23 protein-coding genes are annotated in these 19,806 nt (G+C 71.1%); 10 read left to right on the forward strand and 13 right to left on the reverse strand.

Translation table 11 applies throughout. The features are described 5' to 3' along the window. Positions 1-185: 185 nt before the first annotated feature. Both meaB and H4696_RS25555 read right to left on the reverse strand, forming a co-directional pair. The gene (gene meaB, locus H4696_RS25550) at positions 186-1,151 is read right to left on the reverse strand and encodes a methylmalonyl Co-A mutase-associated GTPase MeaB (protein ID WP_086863570.1); all 966 of its coding nucleotides are present in this window, start codon (positions 1,149-1,151) and stop codon (positions 186-188) included. Further along, positions 1,152-2,339 carry an acetyl-CoA C-acetyltransferase gene (locus H4696_RS25555; RefSeq protein ID WP_086863569.1) on the reverse strand — a complete coding sequence of 396 codons (1,188 nt, stop codon included), beginning with the start codon at positions 2,337-2,339 and terminating at the stop codon, positions 1,152-1,154. Between the two features lie 137 nt (positions 2,340-2,476). Between H4696_RS25555 and mce the strand changes: the two genes are divergently transcribed. Continuing rightward, a complete protein-coding gene (gene mce / locus H4696_RS25560) occupies positions 2,477-2,932 on the forward strand; it encodes a methylmalonyl-CoA epimerase (protein WP_086863568.1) in 456 nt (151 codons plus the stop codon). 89 nt (positions 2,933-3,021) lie between these two features. On the opposite strand, the gene H4696_RS25565 is transcribed toward mce, so the two are convergent. Then, the gene (locus tag H4696_RS25565; protein WP_086863567.1) at positions 3,022-3,594 is read right to left on the reverse strand and encodes a TetR/AcrR family transcriptional regulator; all 573 of its coding nucleotides are present in this window, start codon (positions 3,592-3,594) and stop codon (positions 3,022-3,024) included. Positions 3,595-3,611: 17 nt separating this feature from the next. Then, complete coding sequence (locus tag H4696_RS25570; RefSeq protein ID WP_143265305.1) at positions 3,612-3,980, reverse strand: SPW repeat domain-containing protein; 369 nt, start codon at positions 3,978-3,980, stop codon at positions 3,612-3,614. A 196-nt stretch (positions 3,981-4,176) separates the two neighbouring features. Here H4696_RS25570 and ccrA point away from each other — a divergent pair, with 196 nt between their 5' ends. The 4 genes from ccrA to H4696_RS25590 all read left to right on the forward strand — a co-directional run bounded on the left by ccrA (position 4,177) and on the right by H4696_RS25590 (position 8,546). After that, a complete protein-coding gene (ccrA, locus tag H4696_RS25575; protein ID WP_086863566.1) occupies positions 4,177-5,517 on the forward strand; it encodes a crotonyl-CoA carboxylase/reductase in 1,341 nt (446 codons plus the stop codon). Positions 5,518-5,681: 164 nt separating this feature from the next. Next, positions 5,682-6,860, forward strand: coding sequence for a coiled-coil domain-containing protein (locus tag H4696_RS25580; RefSeq protein ID WP_086863565.1), 1,179 nt, complete (start codon positions 5,682-5,684; stop codon positions 6,858-6,860). Positions 6,861-6,953: 93 nt separating this feature from the next. Continuing rightward, complete coding sequence (locus H4696_RS25585; RefSeq protein WP_086863564.1) at positions 6,954-7,406, forward strand: universal stress protein; 453 nt, start codon at positions 6,954-6,956, stop codon at positions 7,404-7,406. 3 nt (positions 7,407-7,409) lie between these two features. Further along, positions 7,410-8,546: an adenylate/guanylate cyclase domain-containing protein gene (locus H4696_RS25590; protein ID WP_192782530.1), complete on the forward strand. Its 1,137-nt coding sequence runs from the start codon at positions 7,410-7,412 to the stop codon at positions 8,544-8,546. A gap of 6 nt (positions 8,547-8,552) precedes the next feature. Here H4696_RS25590 and paaE read toward each other — a convergent pair whose 3' ends face one another. The 6 genes from paaE to paaZ form a co-directional block, all read right to left on the reverse strand. Continuing rightward, complete coding sequence (gene paaE, locus H4696_RS25595) at positions 8,553-9,602, reverse strand: 1,2-phenylacetyl-CoA epoxidase subunit PaaE (protein WP_086859445.1); 1,050 nt, start codon at positions 9,600-9,602, stop codon at positions 8,553-8,555. A gap of 1 nt (position 9,603) precedes the next feature. Next, positions 9,604-10,092: a 1,2-phenylacetyl-CoA epoxidase subunit PaaD gene (gene paaD / locus H4696_RS25600; protein ID WP_086859447.1), complete on the reverse strand. Its 489-nt coding sequence runs from the start codon at positions 10,090-10,092 to the stop codon at positions 9,604-9,606. Then, on the reverse strand, positions 10,086-10,943 hold the full coding sequence (gene paaC / locus H4696_RS25605) for a 1,2-phenylacetyl-CoA epoxidase subunit PaaC (RefSeq protein WP_086859449.1): 858 nt from the start codon (positions 10,941-10,943) through the stop codon (positions 10,086-10,088). Before paaC ends, paaD begins: the two co-directional genes overlap by 7 nt. Next, positions 10,940-11,224 (reverse strand): 1,2-phenylacetyl-CoA epoxidase subunit PaaB, encoded by a 285-nt coding sequence (paaB, locus tag H4696_RS25610; RefSeq protein WP_169734966.1) that lies wholly within the window; start codon positions 11,222-11,224, stop codon positions 10,940-10,942. Before paaB ends, paaC begins: the two co-directional genes overlap by 4 nt. A 68-nt stretch (positions 11,225-11,292) precedes the next feature. After that, positions 11,293-12,225 carry a 1,2-phenylacetyl-CoA epoxidase subunit PaaA gene (paaA, locus tag H4696_RS25615; protein WP_086859453.1) on the reverse strand — a complete coding sequence of 311 codons (933 nt, stop codon included), beginning with the start codon at positions 12,223-12,225 and terminating at the stop codon, positions 11,293-11,295. After that, positions 12,222-14,252, reverse strand: a complete 2,031-nt coding sequence (gene paaZ, locus H4696_RS25620; RefSeq protein ID WP_086859454.1) for a phenylacetic acid degradation bifunctional protein PaaZ — start codon at positions 14,250-14,252, stop codon at positions 12,222-12,224. The genes paaA and paaZ overlap by 4 nt, the downstream gene beginning before the upstream one ends. Before the next feature lie 167 nt (positions 14,253-14,419). On the opposite strand from paaZ, the gene paaI reads away from it, so the two are divergent. Genes paaI through H4696_RS25635 form a run of 3 tightly spaced genes read left to right on the forward strand, consistent with a single transcriptional unit; the run spans position 14,420 to position 16,703 of the window. Then, entirely contained in the window at positions 14,420-14,830 is a 411-nt protein-coding gene (paaI, locus tag H4696_RS25625; RefSeq protein ID WP_086859456.1) for a hydroxyphenylacetyl-CoA thioesterase PaaI, read from the forward strand. 2 nt (positions 14,831-14,832) lie between these two features. Then, entirely contained in the window at positions 14,833-16,110 is a 1,278-nt protein-coding gene (paaK, locus tag H4696_RS25630) for a phenylacetate--CoA ligase PaaK (protein ID WP_086859458.1), read from the forward strand. Beyond that, a complete protein-coding gene (locus H4696_RS25635) occupies positions 16,107-16,703 on the forward strand; it encodes a TetR/AcrR family transcriptional regulator (RefSeq protein WP_086859459.1) in 597 nt (198 codons plus the stop codon). Before paaK ends, H4696_RS25635 begins: the two co-directional genes overlap by 4 nt. A gap of 10 nt (positions 16,704-16,713) precedes the next feature. Here H4696_RS25635 and H4696_RS25640 read toward each other — a convergent pair whose 3' ends face one another. After that, entirely contained in the window at positions 16,714-17,082 is a 369-nt protein-coding gene (locus H4696_RS25640; protein WP_086859461.1) for a VOC family protein, read from the reverse strand. A gap of 61 nt (positions 17,083-17,143) precedes the next feature. Here H4696_RS25640 and H4696_RS25645 point away from each other — a divergent pair, with 61 nt between their 5' ends. Beyond that, positions 17,144-17,590, forward strand: coding sequence for a MarR family winged helix-turn-helix transcriptional regulator (locus H4696_RS25645; RefSeq protein WP_086859463.1), 447 nt, complete (start codon positions 17,144-17,146; stop codon positions 17,588-17,590). 3 nt (positions 17,591-17,593) lie between these two features. Here H4696_RS25645 and H4696_RS25650 read toward each other — a convergent pair whose 3' ends face one another. Beyond that, entirely contained in the window at positions 17,594-17,905 is a 312-nt protein-coding gene (locus tag H4696_RS25650; protein ID WP_086859465.1) for a hypothetical protein, read from the reverse strand. Positions 17,906-18,098: 193 nt separating this feature from the next. Here H4696_RS25650 and H4696_RS25655 point away from each other — a divergent pair, with 193 nt between their 5' ends. After that, the gene (locus H4696_RS25655) at positions 18,099-18,770 is read left to right on the forward strand and encodes a TetR/AcrR family transcriptional regulator (RefSeq protein ID WP_086859467.1); all 672 of its coding nucleotides are present in this window, start codon (positions 18,099-18,101) and stop codon (positions 18,768-18,770) included. On the opposite strand, the gene H4696_RS25660 is transcribed toward H4696_RS25655, so the two are convergent. After that, entirely contained in the window at positions 18,661-19,746 is a 1,086-nt protein-coding gene (locus H4696_RS25660; protein ID WP_086859469.1) for an AraC family transcriptional regulator, read from the reverse strand. The two genes, H4696_RS25655 and H4696_RS25660, sit on opposite strands and share 110 nt — an antisense overlap. Positions 19,747-19,806: the final 60 nt, after the last annotated feature.

Here is a 19,806-nt window from a genome sequence, read left to right on the forward strand (position 1 = left end):
TCGGGTGAACCCGGTCGCGGGCACCCCGGAAATTGTCGGACCCCCGGCGCACGATGGTGATCACGCGGCGAACCGGTCGCACCAGAGGAGGGGAAGTCATGGAGTTCCGCCGAAGAACCATTGCGGTGGCGCGGTTTCTGCTCACCCGCTTCACGCGGACGGCCCGGACCACGCCGCACGCCACGTCAGCCCCGCAGATCCGCGATCAGCTCCTCGGCGGCGGCGAACGGGTCAAGCTCCCGCGCCACCACCCGCTCGGCGACCTCACCCAACCGCCCGCCACCCCGCAGATCGGCCAGCTCCGCCCGCAACTGCCGCACCGCGATAGCTTCGACCTCGTCACGCGCGCGGGCCGCCCGGCGCCGGGTCAGCTCGTCGTGCGCGACCAGCCACTCGTGGTGCGAAGCCAGCGCCCGCACCACCTCGTCGACACCCTCGCCCTTCGCCGCCACGGTCCGCACGATCGGCTGCCGCCAGCTCGCCCCTCGAAGCTCCCGCCGGGCCAGCGAAATCATCTGTTTCAGGTCGTGCACCGTGGCGTCGGCACCCTCCCGGTCCGCCTTGTTCACGACGAAGACGTCGGCGATCTCGAGCACCCCGGCCTTCGCGGCCTGGATGCCGTCCCCCATCCCCGGCGCGAGCAGCACCACGGTGGTGTCGGCCAGCTTCACGACGTCCACTTCGGACTGCCCGACCCCGACGGTCTCGATCAGCACCACGTCGAAGCCCGCGGCGTCGAGCACGCGCACCGCCTGCGGAGTCGCCCACGAGAGCCCGCCGAGGTGCCCGCGTGTGGCCATCGAGCGGATGAACACGCCCGGGTCGGTGGCGTGCTCGGTCATCCGGATCCGGTCGCCGAGGAGCGCGCCGCCCGAAAACGGCGAAGACGGGTCGATCGCGAGCACCCCGACCCGCTTGCCCTCCGCGCGCAACGCGGTGAGCAGTGCCGAAGTCGAGGTCGACTTGCCGACGCCGGGCGGCCCGGTGAGCCCGACGACCCGGGCCCGCCCGGTGTGCGGGGTCAGCGCCCGCGCGATCTCGGCGACCCGGGGGTGGGCGTCCTCGACGAGCGACAGCAGCCGCGCGACGGCACGGGGCTGCCCGTCCCGTGCGCGGCCGACCAGGTCGTCGAGGTCGAGGGAACCGGCCACTTACGCGGACGGCACCCGCAGCAGCAGGGCGTCGCCCTGGCCGCCACCACCGCACAGCGCGGCCGCGCCGAGGCCGCCGCCGCGGCGGCGCAGCTCGTGGATCAGGTGCACGGCGAGCCGGGCCCCGGAGGCGCCGATCGGGTGGCCGAGCGCGATCGCGCCGCCGTTGACGTTGACCTTCTCCGGGTCGAGGCCGAGCTTCTCGGTCGAGACGAGCCCGACCGCGGCGAAGGCCTCGTTGATCTCGACGAGGTCGAGCGCGTCGGCGGTCAGCTTCTCCTTCGCCAGCGCGGCGAGGATGGCGTTCGACGGCTGCTCGTGCAGGCTCGCGTCCGGCCCGGCGACGACGCCGTGCGCACCGATCTCGGCGAGCGGCGTGAGGCCGAGCTCCTCGGCCTTCGCCTTGCTGGCCACGATGACCGCGGCGGCGCCGTCGGAGATCTGCGAGGCCGAACCCGCGGTGATGGTGCCGTCGGAGGCGAACGCCGGGCGCAGCTTGGCGAGGCCCTCGGCGGTGGTGTCGGCGCGGACGCCCTCGTCGGTGTCGAAGACGACCGGGTCGCCCTTGCGCTGCGGGATGGAAACCGGCGCGATCTCGTCGGCGAAGTAGCCGTTCTTGATCGCTTCGGCGGCGCGCTGGTGGGAGCGGGCGGAGAACGCGTCCTGCTGCTCGCGGGTGAGGCCGTAGCGGGAGTTGTACTTCTCCGTCGAGGCCCCCATGGCGACCTGGTCGAAGGCACAGAAGAGGCCGTCGTAGGCCATGTGGTCGACGAGCGTGGAGTCGCCGTACTTGAAGCCGGAGCGGGACTTGGGCAGCAGGTGCGGCGCCTGGGTCATCGACTCCTGGCCGCCCGCGACGACGAGGTCGAACTCGCCGGCCCGGATCAGCTGGTCGGCGAGCGCGATGGCGTCGAGGCCGGAAAGGCAGACCTTGTTGATCGTCAGCGCGGGCACGCTCATCGGGATGCCCGCGGCGACCGCGGCCTGGCGGGCCGGGATCTGGCCGGCGCCGGCGGTGAGCACCTGGCCCATGATCGTGTACTGGACCGCGTCCGGGGAGACCCCGGCGCGTTCGAGTGCCGCCTTGATCGCGAACCCGCCCAGTTGGGCTCCCGTGAAGTCCTTGAGGGAGCCGAGCAGGCGCCCGATCGGCGTACGGGCGGCACCCAGGATCACGGAACCGGACACGGCGTCCTCCAAGCATCGGCGCATGGGCAGTTTCGCCGACCATACCCGGGAGACGGCCTTCTTGATGGAGCCAGTGTGAGGCGGGGCACGCGACGATTCCGCCTCGACGGCGAACCACGGCCCCCTATCCTGCCTCCATGAATGACGCCCTGCGGCCGTTCGTGACGGCCATCGACCACGTCGGCATCGCGGTCCCGGACCTGGACGCGGCCATCGAGTTCCACCGCGCGCACTTCGGCCTGGAGGTCGCGCACGAGGAGGTGAACGAGGAGCAGGGAGTGCGGGAGGCGATGCTGCGCGCGCCCGGTACGGCGGGCACGGAGACGCAGATCCAGCTGCTGGCCCCGCTGCGCGAAGACTCGGCGATCGGCAAGTTCCTGGCCAAGAGCGGCCCGGGCCTGCAGCAGCTGGCGTACCGCGTGTCCGATGTGGACGCGGCGGCGGCGGCCCTGCGCGAGCAGGGGCTGCGCCTGCTCTACGAAGCGGCCAAGCGGGGCACGTCCAACAGCCGGGTGAACTTCGTCCACCCGAAGGACGCGGGCGGTGTCCTGGTGGAACTGGTGGAGCCGGCGAAGGACGGCGCCGCGCACTGAACGGCGGACCCGTTCCGGGGTACCGATTCCGGAGCAGCGGAGCCGCACGCCCGTGACAACGGACGGGCGAGCGGCACCGCCGTCCCGGGCTAAGCCGGCGCCGACTTCGACGAGAGCGCGTCGGCGATGAAGGTCAGCTCGCCGTCGAACTCGGCGGGCAGGTCGTCGTCCGAGTGGCGGGCCGTCGCGTGGCGGTGGCTGACCGCGCGGGCCAGCAGGCCCGAGGCGCGCTCGACGTCGGCCGACGGGAGGCCGCCGCCGGTGGCCGCCAGGATCACCGCGCGGACCTGGCGGACCAGGACCTGGAAGCGCTCGTGGAGGGCGTCGCGGACGACGTGGTGGGTGTCGGCCTCGCGCCACAGCAGGTGCGAGAGGCCCAGTGACCGGCTGAAGCGGTGGTCGAGTTCGCGGACGAGCCGCCGCAGGCTGCCCGCCAGGTCGCCGGGGACGACGACCACGGCCGGCTCGATGCGCTCGTCGGGCAGCCGCTCGACGAGCGCGGTGAGCAGGTCCGACTTGTGCCGGAAGTAGTAGTGCACCAGCCCCTTCGGCACCCCGGCCCGCTCGGCGATGCGAGAGGTCGGGGTGGCGTCGAAGCCGGACTCGGCGAAGAGCGCCTCGGCGGCGCAGAGGATGCGCTCCTTCGCCGAATCCTCGGTCATTCGTGCCTCCTACAGCGTCAGTGCTGACCGGCCGTGCGGTGCGCGGCGTTCGCGACGGGCATCGCTGCCGCGCCGGCGATCACCGTCAGCACCCCGGCGATCCAGGACGTCCAGGAAGCGCCGTTGAACTCGGTGTACCCCATCACCCACGGCGCGATGAACAGCAGTACGCCGAGCGCGATCTGGATGCCTTCGCCGTAGACCATGCCCGGCATGGCCAGCGAGACCAAGCCGTCGAGTGCGATCAAGACGCCCAGGACGACCATCGTCCACATCGCGGTCGAGTCCGTGCTCAGCCAAAGGGGTGAAAGAGCGGCGACCACCCCGATGACGACCTCGGCCCAATCGTGCGGCCGGGCCCAGGCGCGCGTAGAGACTTCACTCATTCGTGCTCACCTCCGTCGGTGAAACTGCTGGTCGGGTGGGTGTACCCGAAGTCGATGTTCCCCTTGACTGGCCAACCGGTCAAGATGCTTTGGTCACAAGTCGAGGTGTAATCGTGCCCTGCGTCTCGTACAGTTGTGGCGCGAGTTACCGGCGAGTAATTTCTGCCGCCAACGCCGTTGACCCCGGAGGAAATCAATGACGCAGCTCGGCGAGATCCAGCAGGCCATCCTGAACGGCGAATCCGCCGCGCTCGGTTCGTTGCCCGTCCCCGAGAGCTACCGCGGGGTGACCGTGCACGCCGACGAGGTCGACATGTTCGAGGGCCTCGAGAGCCGGGACAAGGACCCGCGCAAGTCGCTGCACGTCGACGAGGTCGCCGTGCCCGAGCTGGGTCCCGGTGAAGCGCTGGTCGCGGTGATGGCGAGCGCGATCAACTACAACACCGTGTGGACGTCGATCTTCGAGCCGATCCCCACGTTCAAGTTCCTCAAGAAGTACGGCAAGCTCTCGCCGCTGGCCAAGCGGCACGACCTGCCGTACCACGTCGTGGGGTCGGACCTGTCCGGCGTCGTGCTGCGCACCGGCGTCGGCGTGCACAACTGGAAGCCGGGCGACGAGGTCGTCGCGCACTGCCTGAACGTCGAGCTCGAGAGCCCGGACGGGCACAACGACACGATGCTCGACACCGAGCAGCGGATCTGGGGCTTCGAGACGAACTTCGGCGGGCTCGCCGAGATCGCGCTGGTCAAGGCCAACCAGCTGATGCCGAAGCCGGACCACCTGACCTGGGAGGAAGCCGCCTCGCCCGGGCTGGTCAACTCCACCGCCTACCGGCAGCTGGTCTCGCGCAACGGCGCGGACATGAAGCAGGGCGACGTCGTCCTGATCTGGGGCGCTTCGGGCGGCCTCGGCTCCTACGCGACGCAGTACGCGCTGAACGGCGGCGCGATCCCGGTGTGCGTCGTGTCCAGCCCGGAGAAGGCCGCGATCTGCCGCAAGCTCGGCGCCGAGCTGATCATCGACCGCAGCGCCGAGGGCTACAAGTTCTGGAAGAACGACACCGAGCAGGACCCGAAGGAGTGGCAGCGCTTCGGCGCCAAGATCCGCGAGCTGACCGGCGGCGAGGACCCGGACATCGTGTTCGAGCACCCGGGCCGGGAGACCTTCGGCGCGTCCGTCTACGCCGCGCGCAAGGGCGGCACGATCGTCACCTGCGCGTCGACGTCCGGGTACATGCACCAGTACGACAACCGCTACCTGTGGATGAACCTGAAGCGGATCATCGGCTCCCACTTCGCGAACTACCGCGAGTCCTGGGAAGCGAACCGGCTGATCGCGAAGGGGCTGATCCACCCGACGCTGTCCAAGACCTACCCGCTCGAGGAGACCGGGCAGGCCGCGCTGGACGTGCACCGCAACGCGCACCAGGGCAAGGTCGGCGTGCTCGCGCTCGCCCCGCAGGAAGGCCTCGGTGTCCGGGACGAAGAGAAGCGCGCGAAGCACCTCGACGGCATCAACGCCTTCCGCGGCGCCTGAAACCGGCCGTACGCAGGCGATCCCGGGCCAGGGGTCGTCTGCGTGCGGCAAGATCCTCTCGCCGCACGACGCGGCTCGTTCGGCGCACCGCACGGGTGCTCACCCTTCCGTGACCCGGCTGCGACTACGGTAGGCGCATGAGCCTTGGCGATGAACGGGAGCTTGTGCCGCTGGGAGCCGGCTTCGACGTGGCGAAGCGCGGGTACAGCCGAGCACAGGTCGACGAGCACCTCGAACGGCTGGACGCCGACCTGAAGATGCTCACCGCGGACCGGGACGCCGCCATCGCGCAAGCCGGCGACCTCGCGCGCCAGCTGGAGATCGCGCGCGGCGAGATCGCGGACCTGCGCGGGCAGGTGGACCGGCTCGCCCAGCCGCCGACGAGCGTCGAAGGCCTCTCCGAACGTCTGCAGCGGATGCTGCGCCTCGCGCAGGACGAGTCCGCCGACACGCGCGCCCGCGCAGAGGCCGAAGCCGGCCACATCCGGGCCAAGGCCGAGACGGACGCGAGCGCCATGCGCGCCCGCTACGAGCAGCTGCTCACCGAGCTCGACCTGCGCCGCAAGGAGATGGAAGCCGAGCACCGCAAGGTGCTCGAGGACGCCCGCGCGCAGGCCAAGAAGATCACCGACGAAGCCGAGGCCGAGCGCAAGCGGCTCGACACCGAGTCGTCGGACCGCCGCACGAAGGTCGAAGAGGACTTCGAGATCGCGATGGCCTCGCGCCGCACCGAGGCGATGCGGGTGCTGGCCGAGCAGGAAGCCGCGAGCAAGGCCGAGGCCGCCCGCCGCGTCCAGGAGGCCACGCAGGACGCCGCCGACATCCGCGCGAAGGTCCTCGAAGAGGAGAAGGCGGCGAAGGCGGACATCGACCGCCGTCAGCGGGAGTCGGTCGCGGAGGCGAACAAGCGCCGTCAGGACTCGATCACCGAGGCCAACGCCCGGCTCGCGGAGGCCGCCGACGAGGCGCGCCGCCGCGTGACGACGGCGACCGACGAGTCGAACCGGCGGATCACCCAGGCCAACGAGCGGGTCGACGCGCTGCGCAAGGTCCGCGGCGGGCTGGCCGAGCAGGTCCGCGCGGCGCGGGCGGTGCTGGCCGAGGCGCACACCGTCCTCGGCGACGAGGTCAAGGTGCCCGCGGACGTCACGGCCGACCTGAAGGCGTCCGACCTGAAGCCGGAGAAGCCGGCGGCCGACACCGGGAAGACGGCGCCGGTGGGCGACGTCGAGGAAACGATCCGGATCAAGGCGTCCGACGTGCCGAAGCCGAAGCAGGCCCCCAAGCCGGCGCCGAAGCCGACTCCGCGGGCAAGCGGAGCGCGGAAAGCGACTGGCGAGTAACCTTCCACCCGACACGGGCGCGGACGAGCCTGCGCGGTCGCTGCCGACCGGTTATCGTCCCTGCTCACGCGGGATCACGTGGAGGTTTTGCGCATGGGTGCGGCATATCGGACCGTGGTGGTGGGCACGGACGGCTCGGAGTCATCGTTCGCGGCGGTGGACCGCGCGGCGGCGGTGGCCGGCGACGCGGGCGCCACGCTCGTCATCGCGTGTGCGTACTACCCGGCCAGTCAGTCCGACGTCGACAAGGCCCAGGACGCCCTCGGTGAAGAGGCGTACCAGGTCGTCGGCTCGGCCCCGGCCGAAGACACCCTGCAGTCCGCGCGGGACCGGGCGGCGCGCGCGGGTGCGGAGAAGATCGACACGATCGCGGTGAAGGGCGACCCGGTCGACTCGCTGCGCAAGGTGGTCAAGGAGCGCGAGGCCGACCTGCTGGTCGTCGGCAACCGCGGGCTGAACACGATCGCCGGCCGGATCCTGGGCTCGGTGCCGTCCGAGGTGGCGCGCAAGTCCGGCGTGGACGTGCTGATCGTCCACACGACCTGAGCCGTGACCGATCCGAGCGAGGAGCTTCAGCAGCGGCTCGAACGCGTCCTGCTCGGCGGCAGGCGGAAGTACACCCGGCTCGAAGTGGCGGAGAAGGCCGGCGTGCCCGAGGAACGGTCACGCCGGCTCTGGCGCGCGCTGGGCTTCGCGACCGTCCGCGACGACGAGGTGGTTTTCACCGACGCAGACGTCGAAGCCATGCGGACGGCCGACCAGCTGGTCGGCTCGGGGCTGATCGACCCGAGCATCGAGGTGTCGGTGACGCGCGCGCTCGGCCAGCACCTGTCGCGGCTGGCCGAGTGGCAGGTCGACATGCTGTGGGAGCTGATCCGCGAGCAGCCGGACCTGGGCCGCAACGAGCGCCAGGTGACCCGCCTGGTCGACCGGCTGCTGCCGGAGCTGGAGCAGGTGCAGAACTTCGTCTGGCGCCGCCACCTGGCGGCGTACGCCGGCCGGGCGTTCGCGGCGGCGGGCGACAACGTCGAGGCGCGCACGGAGGTCGTCGGCTTCGTCGACATGGTGGGCTACACGCGCCTGACCCGCCAGATCGACGAGGAGGAGCTGAGCCGCGTCCTCGACGCGTTCGAGACGCTGGCCACGGAGGTGATCGCCGAGCACCACGGCCGCGTGGTGAAGATGATCGGCGACGAGGTCCTGTTCGTCGCGGACTCGGCGGTCGACGCGGCGGAGATCGCCCTGGCCCTGACCGAACGCACCTCGGCGGACGACAGCCTCCCGGCGGTCCGCGCGGGCATGGCCTCGGGCCGCATCCTGTCCCGCTTCGGCGACGTGTACGGCTCGGTCGTCAACCTGGCGGCCCGCCTGACGTCGGTGGCGCGCCCGGGCACGATCCTGGTCGACCGCGAACTGGCCTCGGAGCTCGCGGACGAGAAGGCGTACGAGCTCCGGATGCGCCGCCCGGTGACGGTCCGGGGCTACAACCGCCTCCGCCCGGCCGCCCTCCGGCGGTCGAGCGAAGCCCCGACGGGGATGTTCGCGAGTTCGCAGCAGCTGGCGGCGGAGATGCTGGGCCTGACGGATCCGATCGCCCGCGAAGCGGCGCCGGAGGAACCCGGCACGCCACCAGAGGACCAGGTGACGGAGCCGAGGCCCCGACGCCGCCGGCGGCGCATCCGCTGACCGGGCTCAGGCGTCGAAGTCGACCGTGAGCTCCTCCGAGACCGGGTACGACTGGCACGTCAGCACGAAGCCCGCCGCCACCTCGGCCTCCTCCAGCGCGAAGTTGCGCCGCAGGTCCACCTTGCCCTCCGTCACCCGCGCGCGGCAGGTGCCGCACACGCCGCCCTTGCAGGCGAACGGGAGGTCCGGCCGGAACTTCTGCGCGCCGTCCAGCACCGACGATGTCCGCGGCAGCGTCATCGTCGAAGCGCGGCCGTCCAGCACGACACGGACCTCGGACGACTCCCCCGCCACGGCCGGGTCCAGGTGTTCCACCGGCGCGGGCGGGGTGTCGACGTAGAACAGCTCCTGGTGGATCCGCGCCCGCGGTACGTCCAGCGACGTCAGCAGCTCCTGGGCACCGGAAACCATCTCGAACGGGCCGCACAGCCACCAGTGGTCCACCGACGACACCGGCACCAGCGAGGAGAACAGCGCGCGCAGCTTCGGGACGTCCAGGCGCCCGGTGAACAGCTCCGCCTCGCGCGGCTCGCGGGAGAGCACGTGGATCAGCTCCAGGCGCGCGGGCGCGCGGTCCTTCAGGTCGGCCAGCTCGTCCGCGAACATCACCGTGTCCGTGCGGCGGTTGCCGTACAGCACCGTCACCGTCGCGTCCGGCGTGTCCAGCAACGACGCCACGATCGACAGCACCGGGGTGATGCCCGAGCCCGCCGCGATCAGCACGTGGTGACCGCCCGAAGCCAAATCCGGGGTGAACGACCCGGTCGGTGTCGCCACCTCGATCGTGTCGCCGGGACGGACCTCGTTGACCAGCCACGACGAGAACAAGCCGTCCGGGACCAGGCGGACGCCCACCCGGGGCGCCGCGCCCGCCGGCGCGCAGATCGAGTACGACCGGCGCTCGTCGCGGCCGTCGATCGAACGCCGCAACGTCAGCGACTGGCCCGGTTTGAAGGCGAACTCCGATGCCAAAGACGCGGGCACGTCGAACGTCACGGCGACCGCGTCGTCGCACAACCGGCTGACGCCCGCGACCTTCAGGGGATGGAACGCCACCTCAGATCTCCTTGACGTGTTCGAACGGCTCCGCGCACGACCGGCAGCGCCACAAGGCTTTGCACGCCGTCGCGCCGAAGCGGGACTGCTCTTCCGTGTCCGGCGATCCACACAGCGGGCAGGAAACGCGCGTGACCGGGGCCGACAGCGTCAGCGGGATCGGGCCGGAACGGCGCGGGGCGGCCCCCGGGGGCGCGATGCCCGCCGCGGCCAGCTTTTGACGTCCGGCAGAAGAAATCCAGTCCGACGTCCACGCCGGCGACAGCTGCGTCCGGATCTCGACGTCGGCGAAGCCCGCCGAAACCAGTGCGTGCTCCAAGTCGTCGCGCATGGTGTCCATCGCCGGGCAGCCGGTGTACGTCGGGGTGATCGCGACGACCACCCGGCCGTCCTCCTCGGCCACCGAGCGCAGCACGCCCAGGTCCGCCAGGGTCAGCATCGGCAGCTCGGGGTCGGTGACCGTCGCCGCGACCGCTTCCGCCGTCACCATTTCGCGTCCGGCATCGCCCGGGCGACGCTCTGCAGCTCCGCCAGCAGGAACCCCATCTGCTCGGTGTGGACGCCGTCGCGGCCCGTCCGGCCCGAGACGCCCGCCAGCTCGCCGGCGGTGGGCAGAACAAGCGTCGCCGCGGAAAGGGCCTGGTCCAGCACCGCATCGAACTCCGGCCGCAGCGAAGCCGCGTCCACCAGTTCGAGCGGGTGCGTGCGGAACAGCTCCCCGACGTACGGCCAGACCGCGTCCAGCCCCTCCTGCATGCGCGAGTGGGACAACTCAGTTCCGTCGCCGAGGCGGACCAGCCACTGCGCCGCGTAGTCGCGGTGGTAGGTCAGCTCCTTGACGCCCTTGTCCGCGATCGCCGCCAGCACCGGGTCGGCCGACGACACCAGCCGCTGCAGCAGCGCCAGCCGCCACGTCGAGAACACGAACAGCCGCGCGATCAGGTGCCCGAAGTGGCCGCCGCCCAGCTCGGCGAGCCGGACGTTGCGGAACTCGTTTTCCGCGCGCAGGAAGGCGAACGAGTCCTCCGTGCGCCCCGAGCCGTCGGCCTTGCCGGCCCGCGCGAGCAGCAGCCGCGCCTGGCCGAGCAGGTCGAGGCCGATGTTGGCGATCGCGACCTCGTCCTCCAGCTCGGGCGCGTTGGTGCACCACTCCTGCAGCCGGTGGGAGAAGATCAGCGCGTCGTCGCCCAGCATCAGGCAGTAGGCGGCCAACGAAGCACCGTCCACCCCGGCCGGGACCGAAGTGTCCACTCCGGACAGTGGGTCCTCGAAGCCGGTGCCGAACGCCCAGCGGGCGTCGTTCTCCTCGGTCAGCGACTCGTAGACGTTGTCGAAACTCATATGTGCGGCACCTCCTCGGGGATGTCGTAGAACGTCGGGTGCCGGTACACCTTGTCGCCGCTGGGCGCGAAGAACGGGTCCTTCTCGTCCGGCGACGACGCCGTGATGTCCGCGGCCTGCACGACCCAGATCGACACGCCTTCGTTGCGGCGCGTGTAGAGGTCGCGAGCGTGGTGCAGCGCCATCTCGTCGTCGGCCGCGTGCAGCGAACCGACGTGCACGTGGTTCAGCCCGCGCTTGCCGCGGACGAACACCTCGTACAGCGGCCAGTCGTGCTTCACCGGTCCCGGGGCGGCGGGCACGCCTTCGAGCGGGACGGCGCCGTGGCCGCCTTCGGCCGTCAGGTCGCTCACTTGCGCTCCTTCTTCTTCGCGTGCGCCACGGCGGCTTCCCGCACCCACGCACCGTCTTCGTGCGCACGGCGCCGGTGGGCGATCCGCGACGCGTTGCACGGGCCGTTGCCCTTCAGCACGTTCTTGAACTCGTCCCAGTCGACCGCGCCGAAGTCGTAGTGCCCACGCTCGGGGTTCCAGCGAAGGTCCGGGTCCGGGAACGTGACACCCAGCGCGGCGGCCTGCGGGACCGACATGTCGACGAAGCGCTGCCGCAGCTCGTCGTTGGTGTGGCGCTTGACCTTCCACGCCATCGACTGCGCGGTGTTCGGCGAGTCGGCGTCCGGCGGGCCGAACATCATCAGCGACGGCCACCACCAGCGGTTCACGGCCTCCTGGACCATCTCCCGCTGCTGGTCGGTGCCCTTCATCATCGTCATCAGCAGCTCGAACCCCTGCCGCTGGTGGAACGACTCCTCCTTGCAGATCCGGATCATCGCCCGCGCGTACGGCCCGTACGACGACCGGCACAGCGGCACCTGGTTGCAGATCGCCGCGCCGTCGACCAGCCAGCCGATCACGCCGACGTCGGCGAAGGTCAGCGTCGGGTAGTTGAAGATCGACGAGTACTTCTGCCTGCCCGTGATGAGCTTGTCGGTCAGGTCCGCGCGGTCCGCGCCCAGCGTCGCCGCCGCGGAGTACAGGTAGAGGCCGTGGCCGGCTTCGTCCTGCACCTTCGCCAGCAGGATCGCCTTGCGCCGCAACGACGGCGCCCGCGTGATCCAGTTGCCCTCCGGCTGCATGCCGATGATCTCCGAGTGCGCGTGCTGCGCGATCTGCCGGATCATCGTCTTGCGGTAGCCGTCGGGCACCCAGTCGCGCGGCTCGACGCGCTGGTCGCGCTCGATGGTCGCCTCGAAGTGCTCTTCGAGCGATGCCACAGCGGTCACGGCTGCTCCTTCGAAACCAGGGTCAGGACGTCGTACTTGGCCACGGACTCGCCCTCGGCGTTGGTCACGTCGGCGTCCCAGCGGACCTCGCCGTACTCCTGGTCGATCCGCGGGGTGATCTGCTTGGCGGTCAGGGTCACCGTCAGCGCGTCGCCGACCTTGACCGGCGTGAGGAACCGCAGGTTCTCCAGGCCGTAGTTGGCCAGCACCGGGCCGGGCTCGGGCGAGACGAACAGGCCCGCCGCGAACGAGACGACCAGGTAGCCGTGCGCGACGATCCCGCCGAACAGCGGGTTCGCGGCCGCGGCTTCGGGGTCGGTGTGGGCGTAGAACGTGTCGCCGGTGAACTCGGCGAAGTGGTCGACGTCCTCCTGCGTGACCGTGCGCGGCCCGGCGACGACCGAGTCCCCGATGCGCAGCTCGGCCAGGGACTTGCGGAACGGGTGGACTTCGCCCTCGGTCCGCGGCGCGCCGGTCACCCAGCGGCCGGTCACCGCGGACAGCACCGCGGGCGAGCCCTGCACGGCGGTGCGCTGCATGTGGTGCAGCACGCCGCGGATGCCGCCCATCTCCTCGCCGCCACCCGCGCGGCCCGGGCCGCCGTGGACCAGCTGCGGCATCGGCGAACCGTGGCCCGTGGACTCCTTCGCGTCTTCGGCGTCCAGCACCAGCAGGCGGCCGTGGAACGGCGCCGCGCCCAGCACGACCTCGCGGACGAACTCCTTGTCCGCGCTGACGATCGACCCGGCCAGGCTGCCGCCGCCGCGCGCGGCGAACTCGACGACCTGCTCGGTGGACGTGTACGGCATCAGCGTCGAGACCGGGCCGAACGCCTCGACCTCGTGCGGCTCCGAGCGCTCCGGGTCGGCCTTGAGCAGCACCGGGGAGATGAACGCGCCGCGCTCGGCGTCGGCGTCGACCACGTCGACCTGCTCGGGGTCCCCGAACACGACACTGCCGGCGTCCAGCAGCGCCTTCAGCGACCGCCGGACCTCCTCGCGCTGCTCCAGGCTGGCCAGCGCGCCCATCCGGACGCCCTCGGCGGCCGGGTTCCCGACGGTCACCTTCGCGAGCCGCTCGGCCGCGGCGGAAGCGACGTCGTCCAGCAGCGAAGCCGGGACGAACGCGCGGCGGATCGCGGTGCACTTCTGGCCCGCCTTGACCGTCATCTCCGTGGTCAGCTGCTTGACGAACAGGTCGAACTCGGTGGTGCCCTTGACGGCGTCCGGGCCGAGGATCGAGCAGTTCAGCGAGTCGGCCTCGGCGTTGAACCGCACCGAGTTCCGCACGATCGCCGGGTGCGCGCGCAGCTTCTGCGCCGTCGACGCCGAGCCGGTGAACGACACCAGGTCCTGCGCGGTGACGTGGTCGAGCAGGTCGCCGACGCTGCCGGCGACGAACTGCAGCGAACCCTCGGGCAGGATCCCCGACTCGACGATCAGCTCGACCAGCCGCGCGGTCAGGTACGCCGTCGAGCTGGCCGGCTTCACCAGGCTCGGGACGCCGGCGAGGAACGCGGGCGCGAACTTCTCCAGCGGGCCCCAGACAGGGAAGTTGAACGCGTTGATCTGCACCGCCACGCCCCGCAGCGGGGTCGCGATGTGCTGGGCGACGAACGTGCCCCCACGCGACAGCGGCTCGACGGCGCCCTCGACGTAGACGGTGTCGTTCGGCAGCTCGCGCTTGCCCTTCGAGCCGTAGCTGAACAGGACGCCGATGCCGCCGTCGATGTCGAACTTCGAGTCACCGAGCGTCGCGCCGGTGCACGCGGAGAGCGCGTACAGCTCCTCGCGGTGCTCGCGCAGGTGCGAAGCCAGTGCCTTCAGCAGGGCCGCGCGCTGGTGGAACGTCAGTTCGCGCAGGGCCGGGCCGCCCACGCGGCGGCCGTACTCCAGCGCGCCCGCGAAGTCGACACCCTTCGACGAGATCCGGGCGACCTCCTCGCCCGTGGCCGCGTCGTGCAGCGGGACGCCCTCGTCCGCCGCTGTGTGCCAGCTCCCGGAGACGTAGCTGCGCAGCAGTGCCATCAGGTCCCGACCTCCACCGAATTACCTACCGGACGTTCAGTTATTTGCATGGTAGCCGCCGTACTCGGAGATCGGAAGGGGCGACGCTTGACACGGCCCCGGCCACTGCCTTTACTGAGCGAAACCGCGAGGTGACCGTCCATTCGGTCAGTCGGATCGGAGGGTCGATGACCAACGCCGCGCACACCATGTTCGCCGCCGACGAGGCGTCGCGCGCGCTGGGCATCGAACTCGTCGAAGCGGGCGACGGCCGGGCCGTGGCGACCATGACGATCACGCGCGAAATGGTCAACGGCCACGACATCGCCCACGGCGGGTACGTCTTCCTGCTCGCCGACACCGCGTTCGCCTGCGCCTGCAACACCCACGGCCCGGTGACGGTCGCCGCGGGCGCCGAAATCTCCTTCGTCGCGGCCGGCCGGCTCGGCGACCACCTGGTCGCCACGGCCACCGAGCGCACCCGCTACGGCCGCAACGGCATCTACGACGTCACCGTGCACCGGGAGACCCCCGCGGGGCCCGAGGTCGTCGCCGAATTCCGCGGCCGCAGCCGCACCATCTCCGCGAAACGGGACTGAGCATGATCGAGACGGACATCGGCGCGGACGAGCTGGCCGCCCGGCAGCTGGAGCGGCTGCAGTGGACGCTCCGGCACGCCTACGCGAACGTGCCCGCGTACACGCGGAAGTTCGACGAGGCCGGCGTCCACCCCGACGACTGCAAGGAGCTCGCCGACCTGGCGAAGTTCCCGTTCACCACCAAGCAGGACCTGCGCGAGAACTACCCGTTCGGGATGTTCGCCGTGCCGCAGGAGCAGGTCCGGCGCATCCACGCCTCCAGCGGCACCACCGGCAAGGCCACCGTCGTCGGCTACACCGAGCAGGACATCGACACCTGGGCGACGGTGATGGCCCGGTCCATCCACGCCGCCGGCGGCCGGCCGGGGCACAAGGTGCACGTCGCCTACGGCTACGGCCTGTTCACCGGCGGGCTCGGCGCGCACTACGGCGCCGAAAAGCTGGGCTGCACCGTGATCCCGGCGTCCGGCGGCATGACGGCCCGCCAGGTGCAGCTCATCACCGACTTCAAGCCCGAGGTCATCATGGTCACGCCGTCGTACATGCTGACCCTGCTCGACGAGTTCGAGCGCCAGGGCGTGGACCCCAGGACGAGTTCCCTCAAGGTGGGCATCTTCGGTGCCGAGCCGTGGACCGAGCAGATGCGCGCGGAGATCGAGGAGCGGTTCGCGCTCGACGCCGTCGACATCTACGGGCTGTCCGAGGTGATGGGCCCGGGCGTCGCCCAGGAGTGCGTCGAGACGAAAGACGGCCTGCACATCTGGGAGGACCACTTCTACCCCGAGGTGATCGACCCCTTCGACGAGCACGTGCTGGAAGCCGGCGAAACCGGCGAGCTGCTGTTCACGTCGCTGACCAAGCAGGCGCTGCCGATCATCCGCTACCGCACCCGCGACCTCACGGCGTTGCGCCCCGGCACCGCGCGGCCGGCGTTCCGGCGGATGGACAAGGTCACCGGCCGCACCGACGACCTCATCATCCTGCGCGGGGTCAACGTCTTCCCGACGCAGATCGAGGAGATCGTGCTGCGGACCGAAGGGCTGAGCCCGCACTTCCAGCTCGTCCGGTCCACGCGCGGGCGCCTCGACCACCTGACCGTGCTGGTCGAGGCGCGCCACGACGCTTCCGCCGCGCTGCGGGAGTCGGCCGCCGCCGCACTGGTCACCGGCGTGAAGGACGGCGTCGGCGTCACCGTGTCGGTGGACGTCGTCGACCCGGACACCCTCGAGCGCTCGATGGGCAAGATGCGGCGCATCGTCGACCGCCGGGAGAAGCCGTGACCGCGCCCCGCCGCGGGCGCCCCGGCTACGACCTCGAATCGCTGCTGCGCGTGGCGGTGAAGCTGTTCAACGAGCGCGGCTACGACGGCACGAGCATGGAAGACCTCTCCCGCAAGCTCGGCATCACGAAGTCGGCGATCTACCACCACGTGCCCAGCAAGGAGGAGCTGCTGCGGCTGTCGGTGGACCGGGCGCTGGACGGCCTGTTCGCCGTCGCCGCGGAGGCCACGGCGCTGGACGGCCGCGCGATCGACCGGCTCGAACACCTCGTCCGCGGGAGCGTCCTCGTCCTCGCCGACCAGCTCCCGTTCGTCACGCTGCTGCTGCGCGTGCGGGGCAACACGAAGGTGGAGCGGGCGGCGCTGACCCGGCGGCGCGAGTTCGACCGCCTGGTGACGGACCTGGTGAAGCAGGCGGCGGCGGAGGGTGACATCCGCCCGGACGTCGACCCGGCGGTGACCGCCCGGCTCGTGTTCGGCATGGTCAACTCGCTGATCGAGTGGTACCGCCCCCGGCGGGGCTCGTCGGCGGAAGAAGTCGCGGACGCGGTGTTCAAGGTGGCGTTCGAAGGCCTGCGCACCGCGTCGTCCTGAGCCCGGCGGCTCAGCCGCGGTCGTGGAGGGTGATCCGGTAGCCGTCGGGGTCGGCGAAGGTGAACGTCCGGCCGAAGGGGCCGTCGATCGGGGCGGAGACGATGGTCTGCCCGTCGGCGGCCAGCGCGTCGTGGATGGCCTGGACGTCCGTGGCGTGCAGCCAGATCGCGGCCCCGATGCCCGGCTGGGCGACCGAGTCGAGGTCGGTGCCCGGAATGACGTCGCGGAGCGCGAACGCGATCGGCTTCGTCTCGAAGACGACGGCGTGCGGCGGTCCGGCCGGCGAGCGGACGAGGCCGAGGTACTTCTCGTAGAACGCCTGCGACGCGTCGAGGTCGCGTGCCTGCAGCGAAATGAAGTCGGGGCCGGTGGCGGGCATGATGGTTCTCCTTCTTCGTGTCAGTCTTCTGACACGTCGAACTCTATGTCAGAATGCTGACATGAGTCAAGACGGGGTCGACCTGAAGACGTCGCTGGGCTACCTGCTGAAGGAGGCGTCGAGCACGCTGCGCGCGGCGATGGAGGAGGTGCTGCGGCCGCTCGGGATGAGCGTGACGCACTACTCCTGCCTCGAACTGCTGGCCCAGCGGCCGGGCTTGTCGAACTCCGAGCTCGCGCGGGGCGCGTTCGTCACCCGGCAGACGATGAACGTGCTGCTGCAGGCCCTGGAACGCGACGGCTACGTGAGCAGGCCGGCCGAGGCACCCGTCGGAAAGGTTCTCCCCGCCCGGCTCACGCCCCGCGGACGGCGGAGCCTGGAGAAGGCGACCGCGGCGGTCCGGTCCGTCGAGGTCAGGATGCTGGCCGGGATGACCGAAGCCGAGCAGGCGGCCGCGTTCCGGAGCCTGCAGAGCATGATCCGCTCCCTGCGCGACGGCGACGCGTAGCCGTCACTCCCCCGTGGTCTGCGGGGGACGGCGCGCCTGCCAGAGCAGCGCCTCGCGCAACTGCTCGATCAGCCGTTCGTCGTCCGCTTCGGACGGGTCGACGCCGAGCGGGATCCACTGCTCGGAGACTTTCTCGCCCTCGTCGTAGCCGGTGATGACGATGCCGGAATAGGACAGCGAGTCCTCGTCGGCGCAGTCGCCGTCCGGTGGCGGCTCTTCGACCTCGAAGCCTTCGTCGAAGCTGACGTGACGATGCTGCAGGCGAACGCTCACCCAGCGTCCGGCCTGCCGGATCGGCGCGTCTTCTTCGGTCATCTGCTCCTGCCCCGGTCGCGGGTCTCTGCCGTCTCGTCGCATCCGGGCGCCGGGGAGTTACCAGCGGGTTGTTCCGGTTGCGTAACGACAAAGGTTGGCCTGAAACACCCCCGGCCCGCCACCGGAGCCACCGCTCTTGACACCAGGTCAACTACTTGTTGACAGCGTGCCGATCCCCCGCGAGGCTGAGCGGATGACCAGTGGGACCCGGCCGCGGCGCCGCCGCCTCGAACCGGCCGAACGGCGGGCGGAGATCCTCGCCGCCGCGCGGCACCTGTTCGGGGCGGGCAGCTACGCGTCGGTGTCCACTTCGGACATCGCCGAGGCGGCCGGGGTGGCGCGCCCGCTGATCAACCACTACTTCGGCGGGAAGCGCGAGCTCTACCTGGAAGTCGTGCGGCAGCTGATGATCGTGCCCGCGCCGGTCACCGAAGCGTTGCCGGACACCACGATGGAGCAGCGGCTGGCGATCGGCGTCGAACGCTGGATCGAGGTCGTGGACCGCAACCGCGACGCGTGGCTGACCGTCATCGGGCCCGAGTCGGCCGGGCGCGACCCCGAGATCGAGCGGATCATGCTGGAGGCCGACGAGATCGCCGCCGACCGCGTGCTGGAGGCCGCGCTGATGAGCGGCGTGACCGAAGGCCGCGAAGAGCTGCGCGCGATGATCCGGTCGTTCGGCGGGATGCTGCGGGCGGCGTCGCGCGAATGGCTGATCCGCGGCACGCTCGACCGCGCGGCCCTGCGGACCTTCCTCACCGATTCGATCCTGAACCTGCTGAAGGTGACCTACCCGGCGGTGCTTGCCGAGCGGCGCGGAACCGACGGGCGAACGCCGCCGGCGTCATCCCGGTCCAGCGCTTGAACGCGTAGATGAAGCTCGACGCCTCGGCGTACCCGAGCCGGTAGGCGACGTCCTCGACCGACAGCACGCCGGTGTCGAGCAGCTCCTCGGCCAGCGTGTGGCGGACTTCGTCGACCAGCGCCCGGTAGCTCGTGCCCGCTTCGGTCAGGCGGCGGCGCAGCGTGCGCGTGCTGAGCGTCAGCTGACGGGCGATCTCGTCCATTCCGGCGTCGACGCCGCCCAGGCGCACCAGGCGTTCCCGGACCTGCTGCGAGATGCCCGAACGCTGCCGCCGCCGCGCGACGAGCGCCTCGCACTGCGCCGCGCACAAGGCGACGGTCTGGTCGTTGGCCTGCGGCAGCGGGAGCGTCAGCAGCGCCGGGTCGAGCGTCGCGCGGCAGGCGTCGGCGCCGAAGCGGGGCCGCAGCCCGAACGCCGCCACGTAAGCGTCCACCGCGGCCGGCTCGTGCCGGAAGCTCAGGTCGTCCAGCGCGATCTCCGGCAGCAGGTCGCGCATCACCGTGAAGATGGCGGCCAGGTCGCGCAGCACGAGGAACCGGGCGACGTCGGCGGGGACGCGGGTGTCGTCGAGCTCGAGCGTCAGCTGGTCGCTCTCGAGCGTGACGCGGGGGATGCAGAAGGCGAAGCTGAGGTCGAAGTAGCGCAGCGCGAACAGCATCGCGTCGCGCAGCGTCGGGCTGCTGATGCAGGCGAAGCCGAAGATCCCGAAGGTGGTGACGCGGTAACGGCTGCCGAGCTCGAGCGCGGTCGCGTCCGAACCGTCGAGTTCGATCAGCGCCCGGACGACGGCGAGCTCCTGGCGCGCGTCGACCTGGACGCCCGCGTCGGTGAGCAGCTCCGGGGACAGCGACGTCGCGGCGAGCAGCTTCTCGGCGGCCAGCCCGCGCTCGGCGGCGAACCGGGTCATCAGTTCGATGCTGGCGGTGCCGCGCGGGAAGTCCCAGTCCCCGACGGCGGGGGCGGCGAGCTCGGCCATGGCCGGAAGTATGGATCACGGGCTTTCACCGTGCAATCGAGGACCGGAACTGTCCGGGGT

The organism is Amycolatopsis lexingtonensis (genome assembly GCF_014873755.1).
Lineage (GTDB): Bacteria > Actinomycetota > Actinomycetes > Mycobacteriales > Pseudonocardiaceae > Amycolatopsis > Amycolatopsis lexingtonensis.